Origin of the sequence: Brevundimonas sp. TWP1-3 (assembly GCF_049896085.1) — a bacterium.
In the GTDB taxonomy this organism is placed as follows: Bacteria; Pseudomonadota; Alphaproteobacteria; order Caulobacterales; family Caulobacteraceae; genus Brevundimonas.
Map to the genome: position 1 here is coordinate 71999 of NZ_JAFCTP010000003.1, position 16170 is coordinate 88168.

Here is a 16170-nt window from a genome sequence, read left to right on the forward strand (position 1 = left end):
ACCGTGAACTGGGGGAAAGAAGAAGGGGTCGCCGGCTCCTGATCGGGAGAACGAAGCCGGCGACCTGGAGCGCGCTACCCGAACTAGAAGCGGTAACGCGCGCCTACCGTGACGTACCGACCGACCACGTCGTAGTACGGAGAGAAGAGCGAACCATCCGGCGGCGACTTGTCGAACAGGTTGGTCGCATTGGCGTAGAGCTCGACGCCGTCGGCGCCGTAGTGGGCCAGATCGGCCGTCAGCCCCAGATCGACATAGGTGAAGGCGTCGATGTCGTTGTTCACGATCTTGACGGTGCTGTTGTAGACGCCCTCCGAGATGTAGCGGGCGCGCAGGTTTGCGCCGAACACCTCCCCTTGCCAGCCCAGGCTGGCGTTGACCCGCAGTTCCGGCACGCCCAGGCCGAAGGCATAACCCTGCGACTTGACGTATTCGATCTCGGAGATGCCGTCGTCCGTCGTCAGGCTGTTCACCCAGGTTCCGACAAGGCGCATCTGCACCCGTCCGGTCGCGCCCGGAACCCACAGGTCCGCCGGGGACGAATAGGAGACTTCGGCGTCGATGCCGTCGGTGTGATACTCGGCCAGGTTCACATAGGTGGACCGCGTGCGAATCAGATTGCCCGAGGTGTCACGATCGACATTGGCGCACAGGGCGGTGTTGCCGTTGAAACAGCGGCTGACCAGATCCTGGGGCGCAATCGTGGTGATCACATCGTCGATCTTGATGTTGTAGTAGTCGACCGACATGTTCAGGCTGGGGATCGACGGGGGCGAATAGGTCAGTCCCAGCGTCAGGGTGTCCGCCGTTTCCGGCGCCAGGTTCGGGTTACCGCCGCCGTTGTTCAGCGTGTAGACGGTCTGGCCCTTCAAGGGGTCGTTGATGTTGTTATAGCCGGTCGTGGTGGTGGTGTAGAGTTCGGTCAGGTTGGCCGAACGGATGTCCCGCGATTGGGTGATGCGCCCCCGGAAACCGGGGAAGAACTCGTTGGTCGCGCCGACCTTCCACGACCAGATCGAGCCCGTGGTGTCATAGTCAGAGATACGCGCTGCGGCGTTGAATTCCAGATTGTTCAACACCGGCAGGTCGCGAACGATCGGCACCAGGATTTCACCGAAGGCTTCCTTGACGGTGAACTCGCCCGACATGGCCGAGAAGCTGAAGGTCTGGAACGCCTTGGCGGCGTCCAGTTCACCCACGCGCTGATCGGTCTGCTCCTTGCGGGCCTCAAGGCCGACGGCGATCGAGACATCCCCCGCCGGCAGGCTGAAGGGCTCGCCGCGCAGGCTGACGCCGGCGACATCCAGCTTCGTCGTGGTCCGTTGTTGCGGCGTGCCGGTGACATAGTCGATGGCTTCCTGAGACGGCGCGCCCAGGCCGAACAGGTTGATCGGCACGCAGCCGGAGTTGGCGTTGGTCAGGGTCACGCGACAGACGGGCTGATTGGTGACGGGGCTGATGACCGAGTCGACCGCCTGGGCGTAGTTGGTGGTCAGCAGGAAGCCCGGCGTGTCGATATTATTCTCGTATTCGCCGTGGCTGTAGTAGGCGCCCCAGCGCCAGTTGTCGCCGAACTCGCCGTCCAGGGCGATGGTCGCCTGGGTCGTGACACGCTCGAAATCGATCGTAGAATAGGACAGGTCGGAGTTGAAGCGGCCCATGGTGAAGGAGGTCTGGCCCGCCGCCGCCATCTGCTGCTTGATCGCCGCAGACAGGAAGGCGTTGTCGTTCTTGATCGTCAGATTGCCGCGGTTGTGATCGCCGAACCAGATGTAGTTGTTCCACATCCGCGAGTGACGGACGTCGGCCGTCAGCCGCAGCTTGTCGGCCAGTTCGTAGGTGGCGCTGGCCAGAGCGGCGTAGCGACGCTGGGGCGTGACCAGGGGGCTGAGATCGTCGTTCGACGGTCCCTCGCCGCCAACCGTATTTGTGCCGACCACCGTGCCATAGTTGAAGGCGCGCAGCGTGCCGTCGGGATTGAACACCTTGCCAGCATTCACGCCGGACACGATCAGACCGCCGTAGGCTGCGTTGGAGAAGCCGACGTTGGGAACGGTGACAAACGCGCCTGCGCCGTTCGAGACCTGAGCCCAGCGACCGATGGCCGGACGCGAGGTCTTGGGAACGACGCCGTCGTTGTCCAGATATTCGCCGCCGATCACGAAATGACCGCGGCCGTTGGCGAACGGCGTGCCCCATGCGGCCTCGAACCGCTGTTGCTCGGCGTCGTCGAAGGACGAGATGCCGTATTCGGCGCCCAGCTTGCCGCCGGTGAAGAAGCGGTCGATGCCGATGTTCACAACGCCGGCGACGGCGCCCGAACCCCAGGCTGCGGATGCGCCGCCGGTGACGACGTCCACGCTCTTCACCAGAACGGACGGAATGCTGTTGAGGTCGTTTTCGCTCGACACCCGACGCCCGTCGATCAGGACCAGCGTGCGGTTGATCCCCAGGCCGCGCAGATCGACCGGCGCATTGCCCGCACCTGTGTTGGTGCCGGTCGTCTGGGGCGAACTGCTGGCCTTGAACTGAGGCATGTCGTTTAGCGCGGCGGCGATGTTCTGGCGCGCGCCGACCGAAAGATCCTCAGCCGTCAGATGGATGGTGGGCGTGGGCGCCTGGAAGCCGGCCCGGTCGATCCGGGACGCGGTGACGACGATGTCGTCCACCGAGGCGGCGGCCTCTGGAGCGGTTTGGGCGTCCTGTGCGTGAGCGATCCCGGCGCACGACAGAAGGGCGATGGCGCTGCAGCAGGTGGTCAGATGGCGGTTGAGACGAGACAAGGCGATGGTCCTCATAAAGATGACGCCCCTCCCCAGGGGTGTCTGACGCGAGCGACGCTCTGCGGCGTCGTTTCGCCCCCGCTGTCATCAGGCCTGAGAGCTTCGGGGCCTTGCGACCCGTTTCTCCTTCGGCGAGGGCGGATCCCCCGGACCCGTCCTTCTCTCCAGCGTTCCTTCAGCAAGACGGTCCGTTTGCCTGAGCGTTTCCGGGGCGGTTGCGCCTTCGGCGTCGGCCGGAGCCGATCTCTCCCGCCTTGCTGAAGCTGAGTAAGATCGACCCCGCGACTGGTGTCAAATACGTGAAAACCGCAATTTTATTGCGGCAACAAGCGCCATGTTCGCATTTCGTTGCTCTTCAAGATCGGCGCGCATCGTTTATGGTCGCGCTAGAACGGCAGCTCGTGGGGCGGTGACGGCGGCGTGACAGAAAGGCGGGTTTAGGACTTTGTGGACTTATCCACAGGAACGCTCAGGGCGCGGCGGGATCCGAGGGCGCCCTGACGCCAAGACGCATCGCGGCGTCCCATCGCGTCAGCAGGGTCGCGCGGCGCGCCTGATCCAGATTGGCCAGCAGGGCCGGCCCCACACGGATAGGCCGAACGCCGGGCGACGCGGGTCGCAGGGGCGCATCGACATCGTCGCGCACCGGCCGAACACCCAGCGCTCCGATCACCCGCTGGCCTTCGCGCGACAGCAGGAAGTCCAGGAACAGCCGCGCGGCATTCGGATGCGCGGCGTTGCGCGGAATGAACGCCACCCGCGAAACGGACAGATGATAGTCGTCAGGCGTGATCAGCCCGATCTCGGGAACACGTTCGGCCCAGGACTCGCCGTAAGACCGATTCATATTATAGGCGAACACCATCCGCCCATCGGCGATCTGGCCCATCATCCTCTGCCCCGAGGTGTCCAGTCGCGGACGCTGCGCGCCCAGCGCCTCCATCAACGGCCAGGCGTCGGGATAGATCTGCACGTCCGCCGACAACTGCATCAGGGCCACGCCGCTGCGTTCCGCATCATAGAGAGTGACGCGTCCGTCGAAGACGTCAGGCCGCGTCCTGAGCAACCGCAGCAGATCCGCGTGACTGCGGGGCACGACATCGCCCGCAAGCTGGCCCTTATTATAGGCGAACACGATCGGCTCGGCGGTCAGCCCATATCCCTGGTCGCGCCACACCGACCCGTCTGGCATCGCCGCCCGATGCGGGGACTTGTAGGCCTGGGCATAGCCGTCGTTGATCAGCTTGACCTGCACGTCCATCGCCGTGCTCCAGACCAGATCCGGCCCGTCCCGCCCAGCGTCCGCCAGGGCGCGAACCTGTTCGGCGATCCGGGTGGAGTTTATGTCTTCCAGACGCACGCTGATCCCGGGCCAGCGACGACGAAAGGCCTCCAGTACCGGCCCCATAAGGCTGGTGTTGGTCAGGATGTGCAGCGCCCCTTCGCGACGCGCCAGCCAGCGGACCCGCTGCGCGGTGCCCGCCCCCTCCGGTTCCGACGAACAGGCGGCGGCGCCCAATCCGGCGACGCCTCCCGCCAGACCCATCAGCAGATGTCGTCGATCCGTCTTCACCGCTCCGGCTTTCTGGCTATGGTGTCGCGCATGATCCGTCGCCCCATTCCGTCGCCATGAGAATACTCGTCGTCGAAGATGACAAGGCGCTGCGGCATTCACTTGAAGCCAGTCTTCACGAGGCGGGGTTCGAGGCAAGCTGTATCGACAGCGGTGAACAGGCCTTGCAGCTCGAAAGCGCAGAGGTCTTCGACGCCGCCATCCTGGACATCGGCCTGCCCGACATCGACGGCTTCGAAGTGCTCAGAACCCTGAGGCGTCGAGGATCGTCGACGCCGGTTCTGATGCTGACGGCGCGCGACGCGCTCGGCGACCGCGTTGCGGGCCTAGACCTCGGGGCCGACGACTATTTGGTCAAGCCGTTCGCTCCGTCGGAACTGGTCGCGCGCCTGCGCGCCATCGTGCGCCGGCGTCAGGGACAGGCCGCCGGCGCGGTCGTGGTCGGAACCCTCTTCTGCGACTGGCGCACCGGCCGCGCCCTGGTCAACGACCGAGACCTTGCTCTGCGCCCCCGCGAATGGGCCGCCCTGCGCGTCCTTGCGTCTCGGCCGGGACAGGTGGTGGACCGCGACCTGCTGGCCGCCGAGGTCTTCCCGCAGGACGAGGCACCGTCCCTCAATGCGCTGGAAATCCACGTCGGACGGCTGCGTCGCAAGCTTCAGCCCGACGGTCCTGCGGTGACCAATATTCGTGGTCGCGGGTATCGTCTCGATCCATGAGCCGCGCCCGGCCTGCCCGTTCCCACAGCCTGGTCACGCGCCTGTTGATCGCACAGGTGGTTCCGCTGGCGATCTTCGCCGTCGTCGTTCTGGCGGTCGGCGCCTGGACGGCCCAGCGGGTGGTGGCGAGCAATGCAGACCGGTTGCTGGCAGGCGCGCTGCAAACGATCCGCGAGACCGTGTCGGTCGCGGATGACCGCATCACCGTGAACGTGGAACCTTGGGCCCTGGCCCTCCTGGACGGCCCCGAGCGTGACGCCGTCTTCTACAGCGTCCGCGAAGGCGACTGGCTCGTCACTGGCTATCCAGAACTGCCCAACCTCGCTCAGGCCCAAGCGGACCGCCCGGTCTTCGCAGACCTGTCGGTCCGGGGCGTTTCGGTGCGGATGGCGCAACAGACACTGATCATCCCCGGCCGCGACGCCCCCATCCGCGTCTCGGTCGCCCAAAGTTTGGACTCCCGCCGCGCCAGCCTGCGCGAGCTTTACCGCAGCATGCTGCTTCTCCCTGGCCTTTTGGTCGTGCTGGCCGCTCTGCTGATCTGGCCAGCGCTGCAATGGGGCCTGAACTCGCTCAAACGTCTGATCGACGACCTGACGCGACGGCCCAGCCCCTCAGCCGACTTCGCCCCGACCAATGTCGATCTGGCCCCGCGCGAATTCTGGCCGGTCCTGAACGCCTTCAACCATCTGCTCGCGCGGCTGGAGACCTCGACCTCCGGCATTCAGCGGTTCGCAGCCGACGCCTCGCATCAACTGCGCACGCCGCTGTCGGTGGTGTCCGCCAATCTCGAACTTCTCGCAGGCTCTTCTCGTCCCTGGACGGATCAGGAGAGACGGTTGCTCGCCGATTCTCGCGACGCCGTCAGCGGCATGACGCGCCTCGTCGGACAACTGCTGTCAACGGCCCGCGCCGACGGCGCCCGCATCGAGTCTTCCGCCGACCTCGGCCGCGCCGCACGCCGCGCCTGCCAGGCCGCCCGTGAGCGTCGCAGCTTTCCTGCCGGCGCCATGCGTCTTCGTCTTCCTGCCGAACCGGTGACCGTCCTCGGCGCCGAAGACCTCATCACCGAACAGATCCTCAACCTGATCGACAACGCCTTCCACCACGGCGAACCGCCTGTGATCGTGCATGTTCAAACGACGGGTGCGGTCTGCGTCTGGGATCACGGCCCAGGCGTCGACGAAGCCACGCTTCCCCACCTTACCGACCGCTTCTTCCGCGCCGCCTCATCTCAAGCGTCCGGCTCCGGCCTCGGCCTGGCGATCGTTCACACCTTGGCCCAAGCTCAAGGCGCGCAGTTCAAACTGTGCAATCGCGGCGGGAAGAGATCTGGCCTAGTTGGAGGGATTGTCTTTCGACTTCTTACCTAAGGATATTGGCCTAAGTTTTCGGCGAAGCTGAATGGATTTCAGCGACCGGTCCCATCTCCGCAAATGCCGCTTAGGCGCAAATCGCCCTGCACTCTCATTTCGGAAAAGCGCCAGGACCGGACATTGGTAGGTTTCCAGACATCGGTAATTGCTTGTTAGCAACTCGACGCCAGTCGGCCGCACAAGCTGTTCGCCAAAACTAGAATCTAGCTCTTATCTTGGCGGCGCAACACTGAAGCTTATTGGCTCAGCCCCCTTGTAGGAATTCCACCGGAAAGCTGTAGCGTTCAGAATTGAGCCCGACCATGACCCAGCCGCTTGCATCGACGCTGCTCGAAAGAGTGCTTGAAGCAGGGCTGGACCCTACGACACGATTATCGGCGTCGAAATGAAAAAAAACCCGCTCCCTGTCTCCAAGAATGATCACGTCAGCGCGACCGTCTTGTCGGCGTGGCGCGAAATCTTCGGCGCTATGATTCCCTGACAATTTCCCTGATGCGGCTTGGGTCGCAGGATTTGACTTCAGCCGTCGTGGACGTTTGGCCGCTCAGGAAGTGGGCGCGCTCAACGACCCGAACCTCGCCGATGTGGCGCGTCAAAGGTTGTGGCGCGAACTCGGTCCCGTTCTACAGGTCAGCGCCGAAGCGACCGCGATCAAACTCGGCATGGCCGCGAAGAGCCGGGATGTGACAAAGGGTGGATCGAAAGGCGGGGACCCTTTCGCCGACGCGATCAACGCCACATATACCGCCGTAAGCTAAACGGGAGAGAAACTGTGGAACTGCGCGAGTTCATTAAAACAAGCCTCGTAGACATCCTTGGTGGCATCCAAGATGCTCAAAGTGAGGTCAACGCGAAGGTTCCTTGAAACGGCTCGGCTTAGCCTTCCGATTCCTCATCTGATGACAGAGGGGTATCTTGAAACAGCTTGTAGTGGATGCGCTGGATCGCCTTACTGAACCTCGCCGCCTTGATGGCTATCCGCTCAAGCTGGCCCGCGTAATAGGGCGTGTCCCGGTGGACGATCTCGCCGTTCGAGATAACGATTTCATCGAAACGGGCTATTCCGGGAAGCACGCTCATGTCCGCGTGGGCCATTTGATTCCGAATGTCCCGGCCCTGATCGAACCGATCAAGGATCGAAAGGCCCAAGGATCGGCTTGCTGAAAGAGGGCCTTGCGTATCCAGCACTCTGCGAAGGAACTTGATCCTTGATGCCGGGGTGAATGGCGGTTTCTCTGCAAGGTCGCGATACTCCGATTCATGCGAACAGCGGATCGCCAGATAGGTCAGCTTCTGCTCAATGTGGCTGTAGCTCCATAGGATGGAAGCGCGAAGCATCAGCACCCTCGCCAAGTCCTGATCCGGCGTCCACGGGCTGATGACAGCCCGCCATTCCTTCGGAACCATCATAGGTTCGCCTCATGCTCTATCGCAGCGACATTGCATCGAACGACGCGACGCAGCTCGATCCGGGACGCCGATTGTAGGATAGCACCAGGCGCGCGGCGTTCGATTTCTGCCAGCAGTCTACCAATCCCCGCACGACCATCGGAACTCGACAGGTCCACTCCCTTGAGAGTGTCCAAGATGCGGGCAGTCTCTTCGTCCAGGTTCATTCTCGCCTCCGTCAGCCACGACCGACAGCAAGCAAACCACATGGCCCATATCGCTCAAAGACAAATGTTGCCTGTTTGTTCACTTATCCACTTTCCATCTCGGCGGGCCGATTTGGATAGGTCATGATACCTTATGGCTATCGTTCCCGTCGCTAACCGTTCCGCCCACTTGGTTCAGACCAACAATCCGTCGTGGCCGGATATGTCCGACTACGTGGTGCATTTTGCCAAACAGTATGATGGCCGCTCAGACTACGACACGATTATGGGCATCCTCAGCGGACAAGTGATCCGGGCATTCAACAGTTTCGGCATCGCGAGGGAAAATGCTCCTGATCCTAGCTCACAAAGGACCGTGTGCTTCAGCGAAACTCCGCTCCATTACCTTGGACGGATCGCAAATAGACGCTCCGAACTAGGCATCGTTTTTCGCAAGAGCTTCATTGTCTCTCGTGGCGGCAACCCCATTCTCTACGCCTACCGAGATCAGCCGCTATATCACAGCGTTCATGCGCTCATGGCCGCAGGACGAGGCAATCCTAACGCGCCCATCTGGTCAATGACGCCATTCGTCGATGCTGTTGGAGGCAACTACAACTTCGAATGGGAACGCGAATGGCGGCACATAGGCGACCTTCGATTCACATCCGATGATGTCGCCTTCCTGATCATCCCCGCAAATCTACATGAGGCAGCGCGGACATTCTTCGCAAGCGCTGAAGAGGATGAAGTAGGGCCAAACTACCCCTGCCCCTTCATCGACGCCCGATGGAATCAGCAGCAGATCGCAGAGGCCCTCGGCTAAGCGATACGTGTCACACAAAGCGTCACACAGCCGCCCGCCCACCCGCCTTAAGCGGTTGATTTCATTGTATTTAAAAGAAAATGGCGGAGACGGAGGGATTCGAACCCTCGGTACCCCTTACGGGGTACGACGATTTAGCAAACCGTTGCCTTCAGCCACTCGGCCACGTCTCCTGCGACGGCGTCGATAGCGGAGGCTGATGCGTCGCGCAATCCGGTTCGGGCGAAAGTGTCCACGTTAACGCGACATAGAGGCGATACCGGCAATGTCGCGGCCGTTCTTCGCCTCTGGATCGCCCTTTGCTCGACCGCCCCGCCAGTCTCGCCGCCGACGCGCCGCCCAAGGGGCGGGCCTCGCGTGGGCCGTTCCGCCCTGAGGTGTGGCTGAATGCGCGCCAGCGGTCGACCGTGCGGCTGTCGGCCCACTATTTCAGGCTCGTCGATGTGCTGGTGGTCGTCGGTCTGGCTTTGGGCGCGATCCTGGCGATCCAGCCCATGGGCTTGGCCGACATCACCGTCGGCGACGCCGCACCCGTCATCGGAGGCGCAGTGCTGGTCCTCGTGTCGATGCGGGCGCTGCAGCTTTATCGATTCGGTCGCGACACGCCCTGGACCCTGCATCTGGCAGGGGTTGCGGGGGTCGGCGTGGTCTCGGCCGGCGTCGCCCTGATCCTGGGATGGCTGCTGGATCGACCGGCTCTGGACATCGTCGCGCCTTGGGCGCTGACGACGACAGCGGCCCTGATCGTGCTGCATGGGCTGTGGCTGGCGGTGATCGCCCGTTGGCGGCGTCTTGGCGCCCTGTCGCCCAATATCGTCATCGTCGGCGCCACCCGGAACGCCCAGACTCTGATCGAGCGGGCGCTGGAGCGGCGCGACATGAATGTGCTGGGCGTGTTCGACGATCGGCTGGCCCGTTCGCCGGACAGCGTCGCCGGCGTGCCGGTGCTGGGCGACGCCAACGCCCTGCTGACCCATCGCATGACCCCCTATGTGGACCGGATTGTCCTGGCCATCGATCCCAATGCGGGTCAGCGGGTGCGCGATCTGACGCAACGTCTGAACGCCCTGCCCAATCCGCTGACGGTGCTGGTCGATTCGGAACTGGGTCGTGACGGCGTGCTGAACCGGCTGGCCAATGCGCCGCTGGCGTCGCTGGACGGGCCGGCCGATTCCGATAGGCGGGCCTTCAACAAGCGGATGCAGGATCTGCTGATCGGCGCGGTCGCCCTGGTGGTCGCCGCCCCGATCATGGCCCTGGTCGCCTTGGCGGTGCGTCTGGACAGCCCGGGTCCGATCCTCTTCCGCCAGCGCCGCCACGGCTTCAATCACGAGACCATCGTGGTGTGGAAGTTCCGCTCGATGCGTCATGACGCCGCCGACGCCACCGCCAGCCGCCAGGTCTGCCCCGGCGACGACCGCGTCACCCGCGTGGGCCGTTTCATCCGCGCCACCAGCCTGGATGAGCTGCCCCAGATCTTCAACGTCCTGTCGGGCGAGATGTCCCTGGTCGGTCCCCGCCCCCACGCCATCGGCATGAAGACCGGCGAGACCGAGTCCGCCCTGCTGGTCGCCGAATACGCCCACCGCCACCGCATCAAGCCCGGCATGACCGGCTGGGCCGCCATCAAGGGATCGCGCGGGCCGGTGGACACCGAGGCCCAGGTGCGTGAGCGCGTCCAGCTGGACATCGAATATATCGAACGCCAGTCCTTCTGGCTGGACCTGTGGGTCATCGCCGTCACCATCCCCGTCCTGCTGGGCGACCGGGCGGCCGTGCGTTGAGCGAACAGCGCATGTTCTGGCGCGGCGTCTGGGGCTATCTGCCGGCCCAGATCGTCCAGGGGGTGGTCGGGTTCCTGACCATCTTCGTCTTCACGCGCCTGCTCAGCCCCGACGACTTCGGCCACTACGCCCTGGCGTTTTCGGTCACCACCCTGGCCCACACCGTGACCTTCAGCTGGCTGGAGGCGTCGATGGCCCGCTTCTGGGCGGCCGAGCGCACGCCCCAGGGCTTGGCCGCCCATTTCGCCAGCCTGTACCGTACCTCCTTCGCCATCATCGCCGTCTTCACCCCCATCGCCGCCCTGGTGGTGTGGCTGGCGCCCCTGCCGCCTGCGCTCAAGATCGCCGTCGCCTTCGGCCTGGCCGGCGCGCCGGTCCGCAACCTGGCCAAGCTGGCGCAGGAGCGTTTCCGGGCGGCAGGCGAGGTGTCCAAGGCCGCCCGTGTCGACATCGGCGTCTCCATTCTGGGCTTTCTGGTCGGCGCAGGGTTCGCCGTCGCCGGGGCCGGCGCGGCCTCGCCCCTGCTGGGCCTGGCCATCGCCCCCCTGTTCGCCCTGCCCTTCATCCTGCCCGGCGAGCTGCGCCAGGCGACCGGCGGAACGGTTGATCGAGCGCGGCTCAAGGCCTATGCGGCCTACGGCTATCCCATCGCGGCGTCGCTGACGCTGGCCGTGGTGCTGGCCTCAACGGATCGGTTCCTGCTGGCCGCCTTCATGGATGCCGGGGCGGTCGGCGCCTATCACGCCAGCTACAGCCTGGCGAACCGCACCCTGGACGTCATCTTCATCTGGCTGGGCGCGGCCGGGGCGCCGGCCATGGTCATGGCGCTGGAGCGCGGGGGCCGCGAGGCCCTGCGTCGCACGGCGCTGGAGCAGGGATCGACCCTGATCCTGATCGGCCTGCCTGCCGCCGTCGGTCTGTCGATGGTCGCACGACCGATGGCGGAACTGATGATCGGCCAGGATCTGCGCGCCGCCGCTGCGCTGGTCACGCCGTGGATCGCGGCCTCGTCCTTCCTGTCCGGCATGATCGCCTATTATTTCGGCTTCGGCTTCACCCTGGGCAAGAAGACCGGCCTGCTGCTGGTCACCATGGCCATTCCGGCGCTGTGCAACGTCGCTTTGAACCTGATTCTGATCCCCCGGCTGGGCGTCCTCGGCGCCGCCGTCTCCACCGCCGCCAGCTTCGCCATCGGCCTGATCGCCTGCCTGCTACTCAGCCGCCGCGCCATCGCCCTGCCGATGCCGTGGGAGGCGCTGATTCGGTGTGGAATAGCCTCCACCGTTATGGCCGGGGTGGTCTGGCTGCTGCCGCCCATCGGCGGGTTCGTGGAGTTGATGCTGGATGCCGGCGTGGGTGGAGTTGTCTATGCCGTCGTCGCCCTGACGCTGAACGCCGCAGGCGTCCGCGACGTGCTAATGCGCCTGATCCGCGCGCGCCTGAGCGTGACGGCATGAGCGCCCATATCCACGACAACGCCGCCTGGTCGCAGGCGAAGCCGACCATTTCGGTCCTGATCCCCTTCCTGCGCGACGATCCCCAGGCCCTGCTGCGCCGGCTGGACACCGAGGCCTCCGCCCTGTCCGGTGCGGTCGAATTGATCCTGCTGGACGACGGCACCGCCGACGCCGATCTGACGGCGCGGCTTCAGGCGACCCTCGACGCCCTAGAACTGCCCGTGCGCCTGATCAGCCTGGTCGCCAACGAGGGCCGGGCTAGGGGACGAAACCGCCTCACCACCGCCGCCCGAGGCGAAGCCTATCTGTTCCTCGACAGCGACATGCGGCCCGACACCCCGATCTTCCTTCAAACCTGGCTGCGCCTGTTCGCCCAGGACGCGCCCGCCGTGGCCTTTGGCGGCTTTTCTCTCGATCAGGCCCCGACCGACGCGCGGTTCGCCGTCCACCGCGCCCTGTCCGGCGCCTCGGAATGCCTGCCGGCGTCCCAGCGCGCCCTGACGCCCGAGAAATACGTCTACACCTCCAACCTGCTGGTGCGCCGCGACGTCTTCGCCGCCGAATCGTTCGATCCCGGTTTCAGCGGCTGGGGCTGGGAGGATGTGGAGTGGGCCATGCGCGTCTCGCGCCGGTTCCCCGTCGTCCACATCGACAATCCCGCCACCCACATGGGCCTGGATACCGTCGAGGATCTGGCGCGCAAGTTCGACCAGGGCGCCGGCAACTTCGCCCGCGTCGTCGCCCTGCATCCCGCCATCGTCCAGACCTATCCCAGCTACAAGGCCGCGCGCGCCCTGAAACGCCTGCCCGCCCTGCCCCTGGCGCGCCGCCTGATGAAACAGGCCGCCCTGACGACGGTCCTGCCGGTCAAGGCCCGCGCCTTCGCGCTCAGGCTCTACCGCGCCGCCGTCTATGCGGACGCCGTCTGACCATGCGCGATGTCGCCGTCATCATCCCCACCCTGCGCCGCCCCGACAGCCTGGAGCGCGCTCTGCGCTCCGTCTTCGTACAGACTGGATCGCTGGACCGCGTCGCCGCCGTCGTCATCGCCGACAACGACCCGCAAGGTTCCGCCGCCGTCCTGATCGAGCGCCTGCGCGGCGAGGCGCCCGTCCCCCTGACCTACGTCCACGCCCCCGTCCCCGGCGTGGCGACCGCTCGCAACATCGGCCTGTCGGCGACCGACGCGCCCCTGATCGCCTTCCTGGACGACGACGAGGCCGCCTCGCCCGGCTGGCTCGCCGCCCTGCTGGACGCGCAAGGCCAGACCGGCGCCGATGTCGTCTTCGGCCCCATTCGCGGGCGTGTGCCGGCTGACACCGGCTGGACCACCACCTATCTGGAGCGGTTCTTCGGCCGTGACGGCCCGCGCGAGACCGGCCTGACCGACGTCATCCACGGCTGCGGCAACAGTCTGATGGTGCGCGCGACCGCCCTGCCCGGCGACGCGCCCTTCGATATCGCCATGAACGAGACGGGGGGCGAGGACGACCGGCTCTTCACGGCCGTTTCGGCGCGTGGCGGCCGGTTCGGCTGGGCCGCCGAGGCCTGGGCGGACGAGTTCGCCCCGCCCCACCGCGCCACCCTGAACTACGCCCTGACCCGCGCCTTCGCCTATGGCCAGAGCCCGACCCAGATGGCCGCCGCCCGCCGCGACTGGCCCGGCGTCGTCAAATGGATGCTGGTCGGCCTGGCCCAGACCGGCGTCTGGGGCGCCCTGTCGCTCGCGTCCGCCCTCCTGCGCCGCCCCGACCGCGCACACACCTACGACCGCTGCGCCCGGGGCCTCGGCAAGGTACTTTGGACCAATGGATTCGAGCCGAAACTCTATGGCTCAGCGATGCTCGGCCGCCCTGAAGCCTGACCTCGCGGTTCAGCGGATCGGAGTATAATGGCAGGTGAAGTTTGGATCGCCGGTCATCAGGCTCGGCTTCAGGTGAATATGTAGCCGTTCGGCCTGAGCGGCATCGTCCAGTGCGAAGGCCTGCTCTGCCTCGTACATTTCGTCGCGATGCGCGTCGGTCCATCCCGTCGCCTGTTTGATGGCGCGAGCCTTGGCCGCAGGCAGGCTGTCGGCGACGACGAAGACATTCCGGTGCTGCTCGGCGAAGGCCACGCCGTCATAGCCCCCGAGGTTCACGTAATAGAGTTTTTCCTTGCCCTCGTAGGGCTCGGGCAGAAGGCTGATCTCATAGCCGTCCGCTTGCGAAAGCTCCGACCAGCAGTCGATGTGCAGCGTACCCTCACGCCCCCACCACTGGGCGAGCAATGTCTCATGCGTCGCCTCGATTGTCGGCGCGGCGATGAAACGCATGTCATGCACCTCAATGTTCGCGCCCGGATGCTCTCCGCCGATATAGATCGCAAAAAGTCTCATTTATCCTCACGTCAGGCCGCCGTCTCGGCGAGATCGACCGCAGGCTTTGCGGTATTCATGATCAACGCCAGTCGCCGACCGACGATCCCGCCCATCTCGTGCGAACTGGTGATGCCTTGCGCGAAGGGATAGCGCCCCATCAGGAAGGGCAGGCTGAGACAGAACAGTCGGTCCATGGGCAGCGGCGCACTGACCGGGCGGAACAGATCATCGACGGCGATCCCCCTGACGACATCCGGCGCGTCATTGGCGACCTCGTCTCGGACGATTCCTTGTTCCAGCAGCGACAGGAACGGGAACTGGATGCCGCCCAGCGCCGGCTGTCCCGTCGCCTCGATGAAGACGGGGAAGTGCCGGGTCGCCCCACCGATCGTCACGCGCGCCCCGCCCTCAGGGCAACGCGTATCGACCGCATAGTCGTCGCCGACCGCCAGAACCTCAAGCTTGCCCGCCGCGTGCAGGGCCAGCATTCGCTCGATCGATTCATGCGGCACGCCGGCATAGATATCGACGAAGATCGGCTTGAACACGCGGCTGAAACGGTCGAACTCGCCTGTATCCAGATGAGGGACGATGACGGCGACGATCTCGTGCATGCGAAGGATGGCGTCGCGCCACGGCACGGTGACCTGAGCCGTGTGGTTCGCCCGCGCCTCCTTCAGGTTGGCGGCGGCCCAAACGAAGGGATCGACCGCTGCGCGCCGGGCGAAATACGCCTCGGCGAACGTCTCCAGCGTGGCTTGGTCCAGTCCTGTCTCGGCGGCGTAGCCGGGATCGATCTGGATCAATTCCCTTCGAAACAGATCGAAGACCGCATCAAGCAGCCCCGCCGGGCCTCTGTTCACTGCGGCCGCGACCGCCTCGGGGGTGCAATGCTCAAGCGGCGGATGCGGCAAGGGGAAGTAGAAATCGGCCTCCGGCAGAAGGCCCTTGCGCGACATCATGGTGATGTGAAAGCCGTCCGCCCCCGGCATCGACTGATAAACCAGCCGTCCGTCGCATTGGACGAACTCGCCATGCGACGTGGCCAGCGCGACCGTCGTGTCGATGGCTGTCAGGGACGAGCCACGGATGCCGACGGTCGTCGCTGGAAGTTCCGCGAGGACCGAGGCCGGCCACGGGCTGAGAAAATAGCCGGGCTGGGCATGCTGGCGAGATGGCCACTGATGACCGGTCGCCAGAACGACATGATCGAACACCGCCTTGGTCGTTCGCCGCGAGGGCGGGGACATGAACGACAACTCCACGCCCGCCTTTCTGTTCGCGGCGTCGACGACGCGACAGCCCGTCTTGACGTCGATCATGACCCCCGCGGCCCGGGCCCGTTCCACCATGATCGCGAACTGGCTTTCAAAATACTGGCCCAGGGCGATGCGCGGCACGAAGGTGCGCTCGTCCAGCGAAGCGCGGTCGATATCCAGCGCCTCAAGCTCGGTGCTCGTCCGTGCGCCCAGCCAGTCCGCCAGAGTGTCGTACAGAGGGGGGATCTCGATACTGGCGATGTTCGACAGCATCGCCCGATCGTTCCAGTCCGGACTGTAAGGACTGCCGCACCCGGCGACCTTGTTTGCCTCAAAGACGGTGATGCGCGCCGAACCGGCGCCCTCAGCGAGGAGGGCGTGCAGAGCATAGAGGGTTGTCGGCCCGGCTCCTACGAAGGCGATTGACGTGGTCATGGCC

13 protein-coding genes, 1 tRNA gene and 1 riboswitch are annotated in these 16170 nt (G+C 65.1%); of the genes, 8 read left to right on the forward strand and 6 right to left on the reverse strand.

Annotated elements, in window-relative coordinates; translation table 11 throughout:
* Positions 1–83: 83 nt before the first annotated feature.
* Both ACP693_RS16750 and ACP693_RS16755 read right to left on the reverse strand, forming a co-directional pair.
* On the reverse strand, positions 84–2783 hold the full coding sequence (locus tag ACP693_RS16750; protein ID WP_426016544.1) for a TonB-dependent receptor domain-containing protein: 2700 nt from the start codon (positions 2781–2783) through the stop codon (positions 84–86).
* A gap of 174 nt (positions 2784–2957) precedes the next feature.
* Positions 2958–3045: riboswitch (glycine riboswitch) on the reverse strand.
* Between the two features lie 207 nt (positions 3046–3252).
* Complete coding sequence (locus ACP693_RS16755; protein ID WP_426016542.1) at positions 3253–4329, reverse strand: ABC transporter substrate-binding protein; 1077 nt, start codon at positions 4327–4329, stop codon at positions 3253–3255.
* 83 nt (positions 4330–4412) lie between these two features.
* Between ACP693_RS16755 and ACP693_RS16760 the strand changes: the two genes are divergently transcribed.
* The 3 genes from ACP693_RS16760 to ACP693_RS16770 all read left to right on the forward strand — a co-directional run bounded on the left by ACP693_RS16760 (position 4413) and on the right by ACP693_RS16770 (position 7209).
* Positions 4413–5075, forward strand: a complete 663-nt coding sequence (locus tag ACP693_RS16760; RefSeq protein ID WP_346497299.1) for a response regulator transcription factor — start codon at positions 4413–4415, stop codon at positions 5073–5075.
* Positions 5072–6448: a sensor histidine kinase N-terminal domain-containing protein gene (locus tag ACP693_RS16765; protein ID WP_426016540.1), complete on the forward strand. Its 1377-nt coding sequence runs from the start codon at positions 5072–5074 to the stop codon at positions 6446–6448. The genes ACP693_RS16760 and ACP693_RS16765 overlap by 4 nt, the downstream gene beginning before the upstream one ends.
* 539 nt (positions 6449–6987) lie before the next feature.
* Complete coding sequence (locus ACP693_RS16770; protein ID WP_426016538.1) at positions 6988–7209, forward strand: hypothetical protein; 222 nt, start codon at positions 6988–6990, stop codon at positions 7207–7209.
* A gap of 118 nt (positions 7210–7327) precedes the next feature.
* On the opposite strand, the gene ACP693_RS16775 is transcribed toward ACP693_RS16770, so the two are convergent.
* The gene (locus ACP693_RS16775) at positions 7328–7861 is read right to left on the reverse strand and encodes a hypothetical protein (RefSeq protein ID WP_426016536.1); all 534 of its coding nucleotides are present in this window, start codon (positions 7859–7861) and stop codon (positions 7328–7330) included.
* Between the two features lie 339 nt (positions 7862–8200).
* On the opposite strand from ACP693_RS16775, the gene ACP693_RS16780 reads away from it, so the two are divergent.
* Entirely contained in the window at positions 8201–8872 is a 672-nt protein-coding gene (locus tag ACP693_RS16780) for a hypothetical protein (protein ID WP_426016534.1), read from the forward strand.
* 81 nt (positions 8873–8953) lie between these two features.
* On the opposite strand, the gene ACP693_RS16785 is transcribed toward ACP693_RS16780, so the two are convergent.
* A tRNA-Ser gene (locus ACP693_RS16785) sits at positions 8954–9045 on the reverse strand.
* A gap of 126 nt (positions 9046–9171) precedes the next feature.
* On the opposite strand from ACP693_RS16785, the gene ACP693_RS16790 reads away from it, so the two are divergent.
* Genes ACP693_RS16790 through ACP693_RS16805 form a run of 4 tightly spaced genes read left to right on the forward strand, consistent with a single transcriptional unit; the run spans position 9172 to position 13977 of the window.
* Complete coding sequence (locus ACP693_RS16790) at positions 9172–10656, forward strand: exopolysaccharide biosynthesis polyprenyl glycosylphosphotransferase (RefSeq protein ID WP_426016532.1); 1485 nt, start codon at positions 9172–9174, stop codon at positions 10654–10656.
* Positions 10653–12113 (forward strand): lipopolysaccharide biosynthesis protein, encoded by a 1461-nt coding sequence (locus tag ACP693_RS16795; RefSeq protein ID WP_426016530.1) that lies wholly within the window; start codon positions 10653–10655, stop codon positions 12111–12113. Before ACP693_RS16790 ends, ACP693_RS16795 begins: the two co-directional genes overlap by 4 nt.
* The gene (locus ACP693_RS16800) at positions 12110–13042 is read left to right on the forward strand and encodes a glycosyltransferase family 2 protein (RefSeq protein ID WP_426016528.1); all 933 of its coding nucleotides are present in this window, start codon (positions 12110–12112) and stop codon (positions 13040–13042) included. Before ACP693_RS16795 ends, ACP693_RS16800 begins: the two co-directional genes overlap by 4 nt.
* A gap of 2 nt (positions 13043–13044) precedes the next feature.
* Complete coding sequence (locus ACP693_RS16805) at positions 13045–13977, forward strand: glycosyltransferase family 2 protein (protein WP_426016526.1); 933 nt, start codon at positions 13045–13047, stop codon at positions 13975–13977.
* 9 nt (positions 13978–13986) lie between these two features.
* On the opposite strand, the gene ACP693_RS16810 is transcribed toward ACP693_RS16805, so the two are convergent.
* Together ACP693_RS16810 and ACP693_RS16815 are read right to left on the reverse strand one after the other, a co-directional pair.
* The gene (locus ACP693_RS16810) at positions 13987–14490 is read right to left on the reverse strand and encodes a DUF1543 domain-containing protein (RefSeq protein ID WP_426016524.1); all 504 of its coding nucleotides are present in this window, start codon (positions 14488–14490) and stop codon (positions 13987–13989) included.
* An 11-nt stretch (positions 14491–14501) separates the two neighbouring features.
* Entirely contained in the window at positions 14502–16166 is a 1665-nt protein-coding gene (locus ACP693_RS16815; protein ID WP_426016522.1) for an FAD/NAD(P)-binding protein, read from the reverse strand.
* Positions 16167–16170: the final 4 nt, after the last annotated feature.